The organism is Pseudacidovorax intermedius (assembly GCF_003350475.1).
Lineage (GTDB): Bacteria > Pseudomonadota > Gammaproteobacteria > Burkholderiales > Burkholderiaceae_C > Xenophilus > Xenophilus intermedius.
Map to the genome: position 1 here is coordinate 288359 of NZ_QQAV01000006.1, position 14538 is coordinate 302896.

Sequence of the window (14538 nt, forward strand, 5' to 3'; positions counted from 1 at the left end):
GAATTCTATTGGTGGATAGTGGGGCCAGCCGGATGATGCGCCCACCACGACAACGACGGAGACACACACCATGGACAGCGCGCCCCGAGAGGCCCCGCTGCGCTGGGAAGCCGGCGGCACCAGCCGCATTCCCTTTGCCGCCTACACCCGCGACGACCTGCACCGGCAGGAGCTGGAGCGCTTCTTCTACCGCGGCCACTGGTGCTATGTCGGCCTGGAGGCGGAGATTCCCAACCCCGGCGACTTCAAGCGCACCGCCGTGGGCGAGCGCTCGGTGATCCTGGTGCGTGCGCAGGATGGCGGCATCCACGTGGTGGAGAACGTCTGCGCCCACCGCGGCATGGCCTTCTGCCGCGAGCGCCACGGCAACCGCAAGAGCTTCACCTGCCCCTACCACCAGTGGAACTACAACCTCACCGGCAAGCTGATGGGCGTGCCCTTCCGCCGCGGTGTGCGCGACGAGGCCGGCGAGATGCAGGGCGGCATGCCCGAGGACTTCAAGCCCGAGGACCATGGCCTCACCAGGCTCAAGGTGGCCACGCGTGGCGGCGTGGTCTTCGCCAGCTTCGACCATGAGGTCGAGTCGCTGGAGGACTTCATGGGCCCGGTCATCCTGCGCTGGTTCGACCGGCTCTTCAACGGCCGCAAGCTGAAGATCCTGGGTTACAACCGCCAGCGCATTCCCGGCAACTGGAAGCTGATGCAGGAGAACATCAAGGACCCGTACCACCCCGGCCTGCTGCACACCTGGTTCGTGACCTTCGGCCTCTGGCGCGCGGACAACAAGTCGCAGCTGGTGATGGACGAGCGCCACCGCCACGCGGCCATGATCTCCACCCGCGGCCAGCAGGGCGCCGCCTCGCAGGTGACGCAGGTCTCGAGCTTCAAGGAGAAGATGTCGCTGGAGGACGCGCGCTTCCTGGACATCGTGCCGGAGCCGTGGTGGGGCGGGCCAACGGCAGTGATGACGACCTTGTTTCCAAGCGTCATCCTGCAGCAGCAGGTCAACAGTGTCTCCACGCGCCACATCCAGCCCGACGGCCATGGCGCCTTCTTCTTCGAATGGACGCACTTCGGCTTCGAGGACGACACCGAGGAGATGCAGCAGCGCCGCCTGCGCCAGGCCAACCTGTTCGGCCCGGCCGGCTTCGTCTCGGCCGACGATGGCGAGGTGATCGAGCTGTCGCAGATGGCCTTCGAGAGCAAGCCACGCCACCGCGCCCTGGCCGAACTGGGTGGCCGCGAGGTGGGCGATGCCGACCACATGGTCACGGAGACCCTGATCCGCGGCATGTACGAATACTGGCGCGGCGTGATGGAGGCGCCTGAAGAGGGTGGGGCGGCCCAGGCTGGCGGATCACCCGACGCCACTGCAGCCCAGGCTCGCGGGCCTACCACGATGGCGGCGGCGCCCTCGGCCAGCAGCGAAGGGAGGGTTGCGTCATGAGCAGCCCCCTCAACTTCGAGGACTGGTTCGCGCTGAACCAGCTGTACGCCCGCTATGCCAGCGCGCTCGACGCTGCCGACTGGGACGCCTGGCCCGAATTCTTCACCGACGACTGCATCTACCGCCTGCAGCCGCGCGAGAACCATGAACGCGGCTTTCCGCTCGCCACGCTGTCCTTCGAGAGCAAGGCCATGCTGCGCGACCGCGTCTACGGCATCCGCGAGACGCTCTACCACGACCCCTACTACCAGCGCCACGTGGTCGGCACGCCGCTGGTGCGCGAGGTGGCGGGCGGCCGCATCCGCTGCGAGGCCAACTACGCCGTCTTCCGCACCAAGCTGTCTCAGCTGACCACCGTGTTCAACGTGGGCCGCACGATCGACGAGGTGGCGCGAATGCCCGATGGCTCGCTCAGGTTCGCGTCGCGGCTGGTGGTGTACGACAGCGAGATGATCCCAAATTCGATCATCTATCCGATCTAGCGTGCGTCAACGGTGGGCGCAGCACCGGCTGCGTCCCCAGGACGTCGAAGATTCGTTCTGGCGCGTCATCGTGCAGGATGGGCTGCTGCCGGTTGCGTTGACACCGAATTGCGTTCATTGAGCTTTTTAGAACTGGACGGGACTGACTCAGCCTAGCGTTGACTGTCATACGCTCGGGCCGGGAAGTTCGGTGGCGCCCATCCAGTAACACATCAGGGGGGCAGGTACTCGCATGACCTGCGTGCCAGCGGCCAGGCCCTGCATCAAGCCCAAGTCGTCGAGCGACTTGGTGACGACATAGCCGCGCTCGATTCGTTTCGACTGGCAGAGCTCGACGAGGCCCTTGAGCTCCCGCGCGCCGGTGTGCTGAGCTCGATACTTCACCTCGAAGGGTATGAGTTCGCCTCCGACCTCAGCCACCAAGTCGACCTCGTGGTCGCGCTTGCCGCGCCAATAGCTAAAGCGCACGTTCTGCGCGTAGTACCTGGCAAACAGGTGCTTGAAGACCGCGGTCTCGGTGGCGACCCCCAGTGCCGATGCATCTTCAAGAATGGCCTTGCCCTTGAGCATGACGGCCGGAGCGATGGCCGCATCGGCCAGATAGATCTTGAACCTGGCACGCAGCACGTCCTTGCCGTAGCCGAACGGTGCCAGCCGATAGATCAGGTGGGTGGCCTCGAGCAGCTCGATGAAGTTCTGGGCGGTGGGGCGTTTGACCTCCAGGTTGGCGCACAGGTCCACCATGTCCAGCAAGCCGCCGTCGTGCATGCACAGGTACAGGAAGGTGTGCTCCAGGTCCAGCACGCGCCGCACGCCGAACAGGGCTGTCATGTCGCGCTTGAGCACCTTGTCGATGATGTCTTCGCGCAAAAGTCGCTGCGCCTGCGTGATGCTGTCTACCTGGGCGGTCTGCGGAAAGCCGCCGCGCACGAGGTATTCGTGGAAGTGGCCCACGTACGGTGCGGCCCGTTCCGTGACGCGGTAGAAGTCGGTGGCCTTCCAGTCGAAGAGGTCGCGAAGGCTGCGCAGCCGCGGCAGCTCCGGCAGCTCCAACCGCTTGATCTGCAGGTACTCGTAGAACGACAGTGTCGTAAGTCGGATGGTGTGCCAGCGGCCTACACCGGACTCCTGGTCGGCCTCCACCAGAGGCATGGCGGAGCCGGTGAACGCGATGCGCCGGTCCTTGCGGAAGTCGACCTGGTGCTTGACCCAGGTGCCCCAGTCACGGATGAACTGGGCCTCGTCCAGCAGCAGGTACTCGGGGCCGTCGGCGCGCGGCTCTCGTTCACGCCACGCGTCGATGACGGCTTCGATGCCGGCCAACTTCAGGATGGGATGGTCGAAGGTCGCGTACAGGACGTTTGCACCCGGCACACCCCCGCGAAGCAGCGTGTCGGCTGCCTGCAGCAGCAGCGTGGTCTTGCCGATCTGGCGCGCGCCGGAGAGCAGCACGGCCCGGGGCGCCGGTGGCTGCGTCATCCAGGCCTGAAGCTCGCGGAATGCCGCTCGGCGCCAGATCGGTAGGTCGGCAATGGCTTCGCCTCGCCACCAGGGGTTGAACTGGGCAAGGACGGCGACAAGCTCTTCTTTTGACACCCTCATCCGCTGGATGTTAGCAATAGAGGTTGATTAGTTAAAGCACACTTTTACTGTGGGTTGCGAATAGGGAGTTTTGACCGATTCAGAGGCTGTTGCTTGTTGAACTAGCGCGCTTGTTGGCCGCCGGGCAGCACGCCCCGCGCCTTGTCCACCCACAGCTGCAGGCTGTCCAGCAGGTCCTTCTGGCTGAAGGAGCAGCTTTCCTCGCTGAACAGGGCGCTGGACTCCAGCCGGTCCACCACGTCGAGCAGCACGGTCGCATAGCGCGGCGGCAGGGCGGCCTGCATGGCAGCGGCCTGGCGGGCGTGGTCGCACAGGCGGCCGAGCTGCAGCGGGTCGCGACGGGTGGCGGCGAGCAGGTCGGCGAGTCGGGTGAGCTGGTCCTGGGCGGTGGCGGCGTCGGCGGTCGTGTTCATGGGGCCTGCGGGGTGTTCGATGTCGGTACGGTGGGTGGCGTGGCCTGCCAAGGTCAGGCCGAGGCGGCTCGTGCTGGCAGCGCGGGCGGTAGCGGCAGGCCGCGCTCCTGCATAAGTGCACGCAGCCGGTCGGGATAGTCGGTGATCAGGCCGTCCACGCCCATGTCGATCAGTCGCGCCATGTCGGCGGGGTTGTTCACCGTCCAGGGCAGCACTTTCAGATCCAGGTCGTGGGCCTCTCGCACCTGCTGCGGCTGCAGGTCGCCGAAGGCCGGCGACCAGATGGACAGGCCCTTGCTGCGCCGGGATGCGGCATCGACCAGCCGCGGCACGCTGCCGCCATGGTCGGCCAGGCGCAGGCCCGCCGTCCAGCGGCTGTCTTGCACCGTGCGCGGGCTGGTGAGCCAGGCGCGCCAGAGGCGGGGTTCGCGCGTCTCGGCATACACCAGGCTGCGCCAGTCGAAGCTCTGCAGCGTCACATGGGGCAGGCGCCCGGCACGCCGTGCCTCGGCCAGGATGGCGTCGGTGATGGCTTCCGGCGAGGCGGTCTCCGCCGGCTTGGTGGGGTCGACCTTGGTCTCGATGTTGAAGTTGATCTGGCCCGCGCCTCGCCGGTCGGCCAGCGCGAACAACTCTGCCAGGGTGGGAATGCGTTCGCCGTCGTGCGGCACCTGTGCGGTGAACTGCTGGCCGTATTGGGTGTTCGGGTTCAGCCGACCGACGTCGTAGGTCTTGAGCTGCGCCAGCGTCAGTTGATGGATGGCGGGGCCGGTGGCACTCAACCAGCGGCCCTGGGCGTCGCGCGTGTGGTCGGGGTTGAGGGCCGTGTCGTGCGAGATCACGGCCACGCCGTCGGCCGTCAGGCCGATGTCGAGTTCGAGCGTGGTGACGCCGAGGCTGATCGCGTTGTCGAAGGCGGCGAGCGTGTTCTCGGGCGCCAGACCGCGGCCACCGCGATGCGCCTGCAGGTCCAGCAGGCGCTGCGCCGGCGCCTCGGGCACGGCCCGGCAGGCGGCCAGGCTGGCGAATGCGGGAAGCAGGACGAGGGCGCTGCGGCCGAGCAGCGCGCGGCGGGACAGGGGAGGTGACGTAGGCATGCCCTGATTCTGGATGCCGCCGATGACGGTGATGGCGGCGCAGGCGGCGGGGTTTGCCCGCAGGCGAGGCCTCTGGTGCGACCGATGGCGGCATCGCCATCTCGGGCAGCTACTTGAGCTGCACCTTGATGCCGTCCGCCAGCATGGTGATGTCGCCGATCTCGTAGGTCTTGCGGCCGACGGTCAGGTCTTCCTTGCGGAAGGTGTGCAGCGCCTGGCCCTGCAGCAGCTCCTGCGCGACGGCGGCGCCCGCGCGCTGCAGGCGCACGGCGTCCTGGCCACCCACGCCGTCGAACACGACGCGCTCGGCGCGCGGCTGGTCCAGGCGCAGGCTCAGTGTCTCGGGGTCGTAGCGCAGCATGCTGCTCACGGCCAGCTGGCCGCCCACCTGCGACGGATTGAGGAAGGGGCTGGCGATGGTGACGGCGGTGGTCAGCATCGCGCGGTTGGCGCCCGGGTCCAGGTCCAGCCGCGGGTCGCGCAGCGTGACGTCCAACAGGCCGCCGGCGCTCTGGCGCAAGGGGAATTTCTTCGCCACCTGGGCCTGCAGTTCCTCGCGCGAGGCCGTGTATTCGCTGGTGAAGAAGTTGAAGCCGGCCCAGGCGCTGCGCAGCGGCGCGGCTCCCAGCAGGAGCAGGGCGCCGCCGCTGGTGAGAAGGCGGCGGCGGGAGGCGAGGTCGGGGTGCGTCATGCGTGGTTTGGAGGTGGCCGCCGCAGGTGGGTTCCTCGGCGGCCGGCAGGATGGTGACCGGATGTTCAGTCCAGCCGGGCCCCCGACGCCTTCACCGCCGCCGCCCAGCGCGGCGTCTCCGCCTGCAGGAAGCGGCCGAAGTCCGCGCTGCCCAGGAAGGCCGGATCCGCGCCCTGGCTCACCATGCGGCTCTTCAGGTCGGGCTGCGCCAGCACCTGCTGGAAGGCGCCGCTCAACCTGTCGACCACCTCCCTGGGCGTGCCGTCCGGCACGAAGAAGCCGTAGAAGCCCACCACCTCGAAGCCCTTGAGGCCGGCCTCGATGGCGGTCGGGATGTCGGGCAGTGCCGGGTTGCGCTCGCGGCTGGTCACGGCCAGGGCGCGCACCTTGCCCTGCTTGTGGTAGCTCGCGGCCTGGGGGATGGACTCGGCCATGAACTGCACCTGTCCGCCCATCAGGTCGGTGAAGGCCGGCGCACTGCCGCGGTAGGGGATGTGGACCATGAAGACACCGGCGGCGCTCTTGAACATCTCCGGCACCAGGTGGCTGATGCCGCCGTTGCCGGCCGAGCCGTAGTTGATCTGGCCCGGCCTCGCCTTGGCGTACTGGATGAACTCGCCCAGCGTCTTCGCGGGCACGTTGTTGTTGACCAGCAGCGCCAGCGGCTGCATGGCCGTGCGGGCCACGGGCGTGAAGTCGCGCAGCGTGTTGTAAGGCAGGTTGCGGTACAGCGCGCCGTTGATCACGGCCACGCCGGTGTTGGCCAGCATGAGCGTGTAGCCGTCGGCCGGGCTCTTGGCGACGAAGTCGGCACCGACCGAGCCGCCCGCGCCGGGCTTGTAGTCCACCAGCACCGGCTGGCCCAGCACGGCCTGCAGGCGGTCGGTGAGCAGGCGCGCGTGCTGGTCCAGCGGGCCGCCGGCGGGAAAGCCGATGACGATCTTCAGCGGCTTGTCGGGAAAGGCGGCCTGCGCGGCCAGGCCCGTGCACAGGGCCAGCGTGCCCACCAGGGCGGCCAGGCCGCGACGGCGCAACAGGTTGCGGTGCTCTTGCTTCATTCGGCGTCTCCGTTCTTGTGAGGGCGCCGATGATAGTGAGCGGCCTCTGCCGCCCGTGACGGTCGCTCAGTCGTGCAGCGACGACAGGAACTGCTTCAGCTCCGCCGTCTGCGGATTGCCGAAGAGCTCGGCCGGCGGACCCATCTCGTGCACGCGGCCCTGGTGCATGAAGATCACGCGGTCGCTCACCTTGCGGGCGAAGTTCATCTCGTGCGTGACCATCAGCAGCGTCATGCCCTCGTCGGCCAGCGACTCCACCACGCGCAGCACTTCGCCCACCAGCTCGGGGTCGAGTGCCGAGGTGATCTCGTCGCACAGCAGCACGGCCGGCTCCATGGCCAGGGCGCGGGCGATGGCCACGCGCTGTTGCTGGCCGCCCGAGAGCTGGTCGGGCATGGCGTCGAACTTCTCGGCCAGGCCCACGCGGGCGAGTAGCTTGCGGGCCTGCGCCTCGGTTTCGGCCTTGTTCTTCTTCTTGACCAGCGTCGGCGCCAGCATCACGTTGCGGCCCACCGACAGGTGCGGGAAGAGGTTGAAGCTCTGGAAGATCATGCCCACGCGCTGGCGCAGTTCGCGCATGGCCATGGCGCTGTCGTGCAGCAGCGGCTTGGCGTCGACGGTGAGCGAACCTTCCTGGAACTCCTCCAGCCCGTTGATGCAGCGCAGCAGCGTGCTCTTGCCCGAGCCGCTCTTGCCGATGATGGCGATCACCTCGCCGCGCGCCACCTCCAGGTCGATGCCTTTGAGTACCTGGTTGCTGCCGTAGGACTTCTTGAGCGCCGTGATGCGCACGATGGGCGCGCCGGGCTCGACATGGGCGTGGGTTTCAGGAACGGCGGCCATGGGTCTTTCTTTCGAGATGCTTGGCGTAGAGGCTGACGGGGAAGCACAGCGCGAAGTACATGAGCGCCACGCAGGCGAACACGGTGAAGGGGCGGAAGGTGGCGTTGGCGATCATGCCGCCGGCTTTGGTGAGTTCGACGAAGCCGATGACCGAGGCCAGCGCCGTGCCCTTGATGACCTGCACCAGGAAGCCGACCGTCGGCGCGATGGCGATCTTGACGGCCTGCGGCAGGATGACGTGCCTCATCTGCTCGCCGAAGTTCAGCGCCAGGCTGGACGAGGCCTCCCACTGGCCGCGCGGAATGGCGGCCACGCAGCCGCGCCAGATCTCGGTGAGGAAGGCGCTGGTGTAGAGCGTGAGGGCAAAGGCGGCCGAGGTCCACGGCGACACGTCGATGCCGAAGAGCGCGATGCCGAAGTAGGCCAGGAAGAGCTGCATCAGCAGCGGCGTGCCCTGGAAGAGCTGCACATAGCCTCCGATGAGGCGCTGGACGGCATTGCCACCGCGCAGGCGCGCCGCCAGCAGCAGGCCGCCGACGATGCCGCCCCCGACGAAGGCGATCAGCGACAGCACCACCGTCCAGCGGGCGGCGAGCAGCAGGTTGCGAAGGATGTCCCAAAGGGTGAATTCGACCATTCGTGGTGCTCCTTCAGCGGCCGAAGAACCGGGGACCGGCCCAGTTGAACAGGCGCCGCGCGCCGACGGCCAGCAGCAGGTAGATGGCCGTGGCGACGATGAAGGCCTCGAAGGCGCGGAAGTTGCGGCTTTGAATGAGGTTGGCGGCGTAGCTCAGCTCCTCGACCGAGATCTGGCCGCACACCGCCGAGCCCAGCATCACGATGATGATCTGGCTGACCATGGCCGGCCACACCTTCTTCATGGCGGGCGGCAGCACCACGCGCAGGAAGGTCTGAGCCCGCGTCAGCGCCAGGCTGGCGGCGGCCTCGATCTGGCCCTTGGGCGTGGCCTCCACGCCGGCGCGGATGATCTCGGTGGCATAGGCGCCCAGGTTGAGCACCATGGCGATGATCGACGCCACCTCGGGCGTGAGCTTCACCCCGGCCGCCGGCAGGCCGAAGAAGATGAAGAACAGCTGCACGATGAAGGGCGTGTTGCGGATCAGCTCCACGTAGGTGCCCACCACCCAGCGCAGCCAGCCAGGCCCCCAGGCCCGCGCCCATGCGCAGCCGATGCCCAGCGCCATGCCGATCACGGTCGCGATGGCCGTGAGCCCGAGGGTCCACGCCACCCCCTTGAGGAGCAGCGGCCATTCCGAAAGGATGGCCCAGAAGTCGAAGGTCATGGGAGGTCTCGGGCGAGTCGGCTACAGGGCGCGGTCAAGCAGACGGGGGGTGCTTCAAACAGGAAGATCGCCAGCGGCTTTTCCGAGCCATTGCTTGGACATCTTGTCCAGCGTCCCGTCCTTCTTGGCGGCCGCGATGATCTCGTTGACCTTGGCCTTGAGGGCGTCCTCGCCCTTGGCGATGCCCACGAAGCAGGGGCTGTCCTTGAGCAGCAGCTTGAACTCGGTGTTGATCTGCGGGTTCTTGCGGATCATCTCGGCGGCCACGGCGCCGCTCATGGCGATCACCTGCGTCTGGCCGGCCACGTAGGCGGCGACGGTGGCGTTGTTGTCCTCGAAGCGGCGGTAGTCCACGCCGCTCGGTGCCACCTTGTTCAGCTCCTGGTCTTCCATGGCGCCGCGGGTCACGGCCACGGTCTTGCCGGTGAGGTCGTTGAAGTCCTTGACGGCCATCGTCTTCTTGGCGAACACGCCCTGGAAGAAGGGCGCATAGGCCGAGCTGAAGTCGATGACCTTCTCGCGCTCGGCGTTCTTGCCCAGCGTGCTGATGACCAGGTCGGCCTTCTTGGTCTGCAGGTAGGGAATGCGGTTGGCGCTGGTCACGGGCACCAGTTCCAGCTTGACGCCCATCTTGGCGGCGATCAGCTTGGCCATGTCGATGTCCAGGCCCTGGGGCGCCATGTCGGTGCCGACGAAGCCGTAGGGCGGGTAGTCGGTGGGAATGGCCACCTTCAGCGTCTTGGACTTGAGCACGTTGTCCAGCGCGCTCTGCGCATGCGCGGCACCGGCGAACAGGGCGGCGGCCGCCAGGCCGAGGGTGAAGAGGCGTTTCGAGGGCGTCATAGGAGCTTTCCCAGGTAGGTGGAGGAGTCGTCGGAGGAATCGGGGCCGCCGGCGGCGCCGCGCTTGCGCGCAGCGGCCTTGGACGGGGTGGTTCGCAAAAGCTGTGCCGAGGTGGCGGCGCCCGCGCCGGCCGCCTGCACGGGCGCCAGGGCTTCGCGCAGGCGCGCCAGCGGGTCGGGCGCCGTGGAGACGCTCAGGGCGGCCTGCACGGTACCGATGTGTTCGGCCATCAGCGCTTCGGCCTGGGCGATGTCGCCGCGCTCCAGGGCCTCGACGATGCGCACATGGTCCTCGCAGGACTGCTCGGCATCGTGGGTGGACTGGTAGCGCATCGCGATCAGCGTGGTGCGGGCGGTGTAGTCGCGCAGGGTGTCCGCCAGCAGCGAGTTGCCCAGGCAGTCGGCCAGGCAGACGTGGAAGTCGCCCAGCAGGTAGCTGCGCTTGCCCACATCGTCCTGCCGCAGGGCGGTCTTCTCCTGCTGCAGGTGCTGCTTGAGGCGCTTCAGGGCCTCCTTGCGCACGCCGCCGACGCTCTGCCGGATCAGGCCGGTCTCGATCACGCGGCGGGCCTCGAAGGCCTCGCGCGCCTCGTCCTGCGAGGGTTCGATGAGGTACCAGCCGCGGCGGGCGCTCACCGTGACGATGCCGCGCGCCGCCAGCCGGGTGAGCGCCTCTCGCACGATGGTGCGGCTGCAGTCGAAAAGCAGGGCCAGCTCCTGCTCGCCCAGGCGGGAGCCGGGCGCCAATTTCTGGGCCAGGACCGCCTCGACGATGCGGTTGCTGATGTCGGTAGACGAGATCGCCATGCCCGGATGGCGAGCACGAAGCATGCCAATCTGGTATGCAAGTTAGGCGCACGAGTCTGGTTCATTTTTCGGATGAACCGTCCTGGCGTGCACCACAGGAATGCGAGTGCCGCACGCTCGGGGTGCGAAGAATGGCTACGCCCAGGCGGCGGCCTGCGCCCGCCAGTTGCGTTGTTCCTCGCCCTCCATCTCGACGGCGCCGGTCAACTCGGCCACGCGGGCCACGCCCTGCGCCGCGCAGTAGTCGTGCAGCCCGTCCACGATGCGCCGCATCGCGCCCGGATCGAGGAAGGAGGCCGTGCCCACCTGCACGGCGGTGGCGCCGGCCAGCAGGTATTCGACCGCGTCCTCGGCGCTGGCGATGCCGCCGCAGCCGATGACCGGGATGCGCACCGCCCGCGCGCACTGGTAGGTCATGCGCAGCGTGACCGGCTTGAGCGCCGGGCCCGACAGCCCGCCCATGCCATTGCCCAGCCGCGGGCGGCGGGTGTGCACGTCGATGGCCATGCCCAGCGCGGTGTTGCCCATCACCACCGCGTCGGCGCCGGCCGCTTCGGCGGCGCGGGCGATGGCGGCCACGTCGCCCGCGTTGGGCGTCAGCTTGGCCCACAGCGGCAGGGGGGTGGCGCGGCGCATGGCGGCGATGGCGTCGTGCGTGCTGCGGGCCTGCATCGCGAAGGCCAGGCCATCGGCTTCCAGGTTGGGGCAGGAGATGTTGGCCTCGATCGCAGCCACGCCGGGCCGCGACAACACCTGCACGGCCGCCGCGAACTCGGCCACCGTATCGGCCGACAGCGAGACCACCACCGGCGTGCCGAAGCCCGGGTAGGCCGGCAGCACGTCGCGCACGAAGGCATCCAGCCCCTTGCTGGGGATGCCGATGGAATTGAGCAGGCCGCCCTGCACCTCGGCCACGCGGGGCGTCGGGTTGCCCACGCGCGTCTTGGGCGTGACGCTCTTGATCACCAGGGCACCGAGGGCGCCCAGGTCCAGCGCCTCCTGGTATTCGACGGCGAAGCAGCCGGAGGCCGGCATCACCGGATTGCGCAGCGCCAGGCTGCCGATGCGCACCGACAGATCAGCCATGCCAGCCTCCCACCATCTCGCGCAACGGGAACACCGGGCCCTCCCGGCAGACGCGCTGCAGGGCGACGCGGCCTTCCTGCTCGAAGGGACGCACGCAGGACAGGCACACGCCCATGCCGCAGGCCATGCGCTGCTCCAGCGCCACCTCGGCCCGGATCTGCGGATGCGGCTGCAGCAGCCGGCGCAGCAGCAGCGCCAGACGCTCGGAGCCGCAGGTGTAGACGGCATCGCAGCCCGCGGCCAGCAGTTCTGCCAGCAGCGGCTCGACGCGGTCCACGGCGGAACTGCCGTCGCTGTCGAAGACGGCATGTACCGTGGCCGGGGCGGCCCGCAGCAGTTCGTCGGCCATCGCATCGGCCGGGCTGCGGGCGGAGAGCAGCACGTCGAGGGCTACGCCGGCCTGCGCCGCCTGGCGCACCAGCGGCGCCATGGTGGCCAGGCCCACGCCGCGGGCCACCAGCAGCACACGCCGGGCGGCCGCGTCGAGCGTGAAGCCCTGGCCCAGGGGGCCGACGATCTCCATCGACTGGCCCTCGGCCAGCGTGGCCAGCGCCTGCGTGCCGGTGCCGGCCACGGCATAGAGGAACTCGACCGTGCCGGCTTCGGGCCCCGTGCCGTACACGCTCATGGGCCGCAGCAGGAAGGGCTGCAGGGCGCTCGTCTGCGGGCAGCGCAGTTGGTAGAACTGACCCGGCCGTGTGGCGCTGGCCAGGTCAGCCTCGGCCTGCAGACGAAGGTAGCGGTAGCGCGCGTTGACCGCCTGGTGGGCAGTGACGCGGCAGCGGTGGCTGGCCACTCGCAGCGGGGCGGCAGCGCGGGCGGCGTGCGGATCGTCGATGTCGGTGCAGTTCATGGGGCGGCCTCTGCGGTAAGGGAGGCGGGGGCGATCGCGCCGACCGGCGGGTCGGCCCGCAGTGAGGCGACGGCATCGCGCAGCACGGCGATGCCGGCATCCAGGTCCTCGCGCGCCAGGGCCTCGTGCGGGTTGTGGGAGCCGTGCGCGTTGCGCACGAAGAGCATGGCCGAAGGAATGCCGGCCGCGGCGAACACGGCGGCGTCGTGGCCGGCGCCGCTGGGCAGGCGCTCCAGCGGCTGGCCCAGGCCGGCGCCGGCCGATTCGAAGCGGCGGATCCAGCCCTCGTCCATCGTGGCGGGCGCGCTGGCCACGGGCTCGTCGAACTCGAAGCGCACGCCGCGTTCGGCGGCCACCGTCTCGCATTCCTGCTTCAACAGCGCATGGAAGCGGCGCAGCGTCTCGGCGTCCTGGCTGCGCACCTCGAAGCTGAACTGCACTTCGCCCGGGATCACCGACACCGCATGCGAGGCCGCGGGGGTGGTGAAGATGCCGGCGGTCATCACCAGGTCCATGCCCATCTGCAGCAGCACGCGCCAGTGCTCGTCCATGCGGGCCAGCAACTGGGCCACGGCCAGCACGGCATCGTGGCGCAGCCAGCGCGGCACGGCGCCGGAGTGGCCGGTCTCACCCAGGCAGCGCACGCGGTTGTGGCGCAGGTTGCCGCGGATGCCGGTGACGGCCGCCACCGGCCAGCCGCGGGCCACCATCACCGGGCCTTGCTCGATGTGCAGCTCCAGGTAGGCGGCGACGCGCACCGGCAGCATCGGCTCGCCCCGGCCGATGGCTGCCACGTCGGCACCGCAGCGGGCCAGGGCTTCGCCCAGCGTGCCGGTGCCCGTGCGATGACGCAGTGCCAGCGCCGCGGCGGGCAGTTTGCCCAGCAGTGCCAGCGAACCGACATAGGCGCGGCCGTACCAGGCGCTTTCCTCGCCGCGCAGCGCCAGCACGCGCAGCGGCGGAAGGCTTTGCCAGTCGGCCGCCAGCGCCTGCAGCACCGCGATGCCGGCCACCACGCCGGCCAGGCCGTCGTAGTTGCCGCCCTGCGGCACCGAGTCGACGTGCGAGCCGATGACCACGGCCGGCGCGTCCCGACGGTCGGCCGCGATGCGCAGCCACAGGTTGCCGGCGCGGTCGGTCTCGGCGGCCAAGCCCATTGCTTCGGCCTCCTGCGTCAGCAGCGTCAGCGCGGCGCTTTCGCCTTCGCCGTAGCTTTCGCGGGTGATGCCGAGGCCGTCATGGGTGGCTTGGCCGATCCGGTCCAGAAGATCGAAGGGCGTCATGCCGCCACCCCCGTGCCGCCGTGGGCCACCGACCAATCGATGGGCGAGGCGCTGAATTCGGCCAGCATCTTCAGCGCGGCGTCGTCGAGGCGGCCGGCCTCCTTCAGGGCGGCATGCAGATGGCGCCAGGAGGCGAGGGCATGCAGCGTCACAGGCGCCGCGACCGGCGGCACCTGCGGATAGATGGCGTAGTCGAACAGCACCAGCACGTCGTCCACCTGCGCGCCGGTCTGGCGCAGAGCGGCGGCCGCGGCGTTCTTGGATCGGCCGTCGGTGCTCACGTCGTCCACCAGCAGCGTGCGGCAGCCCGGGGCCAACCGGCCCTGCAACTGGGCCTGCACGCCCCAGCCGATGGGCCGCTTGCGCAGCGTGAGCAGGGGCAGCGACAGGCGCTCGGCCAGCCAGGCGGCCAGGGCGATGCCCGAGCTTTCGGTGCCCACCACGGCCCCGATGCCCTGTTCGCGCACCCGCGGCGCCACCGCCTCGGCCATGCGGTCCAGCAACTGGCGGCGGCGCACCGGTTCGGCCAGCAGCGCATGCACGTCGACGTAGACCGGGCTGGCCCAGCCCGAGGTGTAGAAGAAGGGGGTGCCTTCGGCCAGGCGCACGGCGTCGGCTTCGACCAGGGCGCGGGCCACGGGGGCGGCGTCGGATTCGGAAAAGATCATGGGCTTGCAGAAAGGAGCAAGCGGCGCATCCTAGGCAGCCGCCCCGGCGCGACGAAGTGCAA

Annotated in this window: 16 protein-coding genes; 2 read left to right on the top strand and 14 right to left on the bottom strand. The window is 69.2% G+C overall.

Annotation, left to right across the window (positions count from 1 at the left end):
- Nucleotides 1–70: 70 nt before the first annotated feature.
- Both DFR41_RS16905 and DFR41_RS16910 read left to right on the top strand, forming a co-directional pair.
- Nucleotides 71–1447 carry an aromatic ring-hydroxylating dioxygenase subunit alpha gene (locus tag DFR41_RS16905; protein WP_114803576.1) on the top strand — a complete coding sequence of 459 codons (1377 nt, stop codon included), beginning with the start codon at nt 71–73 and terminating at the stop codon, nt 1445–1447.
- Entirely contained in the window at nt 1444–1929 is a 486-nt protein-coding gene (locus DFR41_RS16910) for an aromatic-ring-hydroxylating dioxygenase subunit beta (protein ID WP_114803577.1), read from the top strand. Before DFR41_RS16905 ends, DFR41_RS16910 begins: the two co-directional genes overlap by 4 nt.
- Before the next feature lie 165 nt (nt 1930–2094).
- On the opposite strand, the gene DFR41_RS16915 is transcribed toward DFR41_RS16910, so the two are convergent.
- The 14 genes from DFR41_RS16915 to DFR41_RS16980 form a co-directional block, all read right to left on the bottom strand.
- Nucleotides 2095–3531, bottom strand: coding sequence for an ATP-binding protein (locus DFR41_RS16915; RefSeq protein ID WP_043114625.1), 1437 nt, complete (start codon nt 3529–3531; stop codon nt 2095–2097).
- A 101-nt stretch (nt 3532–3632) separates the two neighbouring features.
- Nucleotides 3633–3944: a hypothetical protein gene (locus tag DFR41_RS16920; protein ID WP_017760627.1), complete on the bottom strand. Its 312-nt coding sequence runs from the start codon at nt 3942–3944 to the stop codon at nt 3633–3635.
- A gap of 53 nt (nt 3945–3997) precedes the next feature.
- Nucleotides 3998–5041 carry a glycerophosphodiester phosphodiesterase gene (locus DFR41_RS16925; protein ID WP_114803578.1) on the bottom strand — a complete coding sequence of 348 codons (1044 nt, stop codon included), beginning with the start codon at nt 5039–5041 and terminating at the stop codon, nt 3998–4000.
- 109 nt (nt 5042–5150) lie between these two features.
- Nucleotides 5151–5732 (bottom strand): YceB family lipoprotein, encoded by a 582-nt coding sequence (locus DFR41_RS16930; RefSeq protein WP_114803579.1) that lies wholly within the window; start codon nt 5730–5732, stop codon nt 5151–5153.
- A 65-nt stretch (nt 5733–5797) separates the two neighbouring features.
- Nucleotides 5798–6790 carry a Bug family tripartite tricarboxylate transporter substrate binding protein gene (locus DFR41_RS16935; protein WP_114803580.1) on the bottom strand — a complete coding sequence of 331 codons (993 nt, stop codon included), beginning with the start codon at nt 6788–6790 and terminating at the stop codon, nt 5798–5800.
- 66 nt (nt 6791–6856) lie between these two features.
- Nucleotides 6857–7633, bottom strand: a complete 777-nt coding sequence (locus DFR41_RS16940; protein ID WP_114803581.1) for an amino acid ABC transporter ATP-binding protein — start codon at nt 7631–7633, stop codon at nt 6857–6859.
- The gene (locus DFR41_RS16945; protein ID WP_017757455.1) at nt 7617–8270 is read right to left on the bottom strand and encodes an amino acid ABC transporter permease; all 654 of its coding nucleotides are present in this window, start codon (nt 8268–8270) and stop codon (nt 7617–7619) included. Before DFR41_RS16945 ends, DFR41_RS16940 begins: the two co-directional genes overlap by 17 nt.
- A gap of 13 nt (nt 8271–8283) precedes the next feature.
- Nucleotides 8284–8937 (bottom strand): amino acid ABC transporter permease, encoded by a 654-nt coding sequence (locus DFR41_RS16950; protein ID WP_017757454.1) that lies wholly within the window; start codon nt 8935–8937, stop codon nt 8284–8286.
- 54 nt (nt 8938–8991) lie between these two features.
- Nucleotides 8992–9780: a transporter substrate-binding domain-containing protein gene (locus DFR41_RS16955; RefSeq protein ID WP_114803582.1), complete on the bottom strand. Its 789-nt coding sequence runs from the start codon at nt 9778–9780 to the stop codon at nt 8992–8994.
- A complete protein-coding gene (locus DFR41_RS16960) occupies nt 9777–10586 on the bottom strand; it encodes a GntR family transcriptional regulator (protein ID WP_114803583.1) in 810 nt (269 codons plus the stop codon). The genes DFR41_RS16955 and DFR41_RS16960 overlap by 4 nt, the downstream gene beginning before the upstream one ends.
- A 135-nt stretch (nt 10587–10721) precedes the next feature.
- On the bottom strand, nt 10722–11672 hold the full coding sequence (locus DFR41_RS16965) for a dihydroorotate dehydrogenase (RefSeq protein WP_114803584.1): 951 nt from the start codon (nt 11670–11672) through the stop codon (nt 10722–10724).
- A complete protein-coding gene (locus DFR41_RS16970; RefSeq protein ID WP_114803585.1) occupies nt 11665–12525 on the bottom strand; it encodes a dihydroorotate dehydrogenase electron transfer subunit in 861 nt (286 codons plus the stop codon). Before DFR41_RS16970 ends, DFR41_RS16965 begins: the two co-directional genes overlap by 8 nt.
- Complete coding sequence (locus DFR41_RS16975) at nt 12522–13808, bottom strand: hydantoinase/carbamoylase family amidase (protein ID WP_114803586.1); 1287 nt, start codon at nt 13806–13808, stop codon at nt 12522–12524. The genes DFR41_RS16970 and DFR41_RS16975 overlap by 4 nt, the downstream gene beginning before the upstream one ends.
- On the bottom strand, nt 13805–14476 hold the full coding sequence (locus DFR41_RS16980; protein ID WP_114803587.1) for an orotate phosphoribosyltransferase: 672 nt from the start codon (nt 14474–14476) through the stop codon (nt 13805–13807). Before DFR41_RS16980 ends, DFR41_RS16975 begins: the two co-directional genes overlap by 4 nt.
- Nucleotides 14477–14538: the final 62 nt, after the last annotated feature.

Bases quoted from the DNA above. Each gene is read 5' to 3' on its own strand.
- DFR41_RS16905 (WP_114803576.1), top strand. From the start codon at position 71: ATGGACAGCGCGCCCCGAGAGGCCCCGCTGCGCTGGGAAGCCGGCGGC.
- DFR41_RS16910 (WP_114803577.1), top strand. From the start codon at position 1,444: ATGAGCAGCCCCCTCAACTTCGAGGACTGGTTCGCGCTGAACCAGCTG.
- DFR41_RS16915 (WP_043114625.1), bottom strand. From the start codon at position 3,531: ATGAGGGTGTCAAAAGAAGAGCTTGTCGCCGTCCTTGCCCAGTTCAAC.
- DFR41_RS16920 (WP_017760627.1), bottom strand. From the start codon at position 3,944: ATGAACACGACCGCCGACGCCGCCACCGCCCAGGACCAGCTCACCCGA.
- DFR41_RS16925 (WP_114803578.1), bottom strand. From the start codon at position 5,041: ATGCCTACGTCACCTCCCCTGTCCCGCCGCGCGCTGCTCGGCCGCAGC.
- DFR41_RS16930 (WP_114803579.1), bottom strand. From the start codon at position 5,732: ATGACGCACCCCGACCTCGCCTCCCGCCGCCGCCTTCTCACCAGCGGC.
- DFR41_RS16935 (WP_114803580.1), bottom strand. From the start codon at position 6,790: ATGAAGCAAGAGCACCGCAACCTGTTGCGCCGTCGCGGCCTGGCCGCC.
- DFR41_RS16940 (WP_114803581.1), bottom strand. From the start codon at position 7,633: ATGGCCGCCGTTCCTGAAACCCACGCCCATGTCGAGCCCGGCGCGCCC.
- DFR41_RS16945 (WP_017757455.1), bottom strand. From the start codon at position 8,270: ATGGTCGAATTCACCCTTTGGGACATCCTTCGCAACCTGCTGCTCGCC.
- DFR41_RS16950 (WP_017757454.1), bottom strand. From the start codon at position 8,937: ATGACCTTCGACTTCTGGGCCATCCTTTCGGAATGGCCGCTGCTCCTC.
- DFR41_RS16955 (WP_114803582.1), bottom strand. From the start codon at position 9,780: ATGACGCCCTCGAAACGCCTCTTCACCCTCGGCCTGGCGGCCGCCGCC.
- DFR41_RS16960 (WP_114803583.1), bottom strand. From the start codon at position 10,586: ATGGCGATCTCGTCTACCGACATCAGCAACCGCATCGTCGAGGCGGTC.
- DFR41_RS16965 (WP_114803584.1), bottom strand. From the start codon at position 11,672: ATGGCTGATCTGTCGGTGCGCATCGGCAGCCTGGCGCTGCGCAATCCG.
- DFR41_RS16970 (WP_114803585.1), bottom strand. From the start codon at position 12,525: ATGAACTGCACCGACATCGACGATCCGCACGCCGCCCGCGCTGCCGCC.
- DFR41_RS16975 (WP_114803586.1), bottom strand. From the start codon at position 13,808: ATGACGCCCTTCGATCTTCTGGACCGGATCGGCCAAGCCACCCATGAC.
- DFR41_RS16980 (WP_114803587.1), bottom strand. From the start codon at position 14,476: ATGATCTTTTCCGAATCCGACGCCGCCCCCGTGGCCCGCGCCCTGGTC.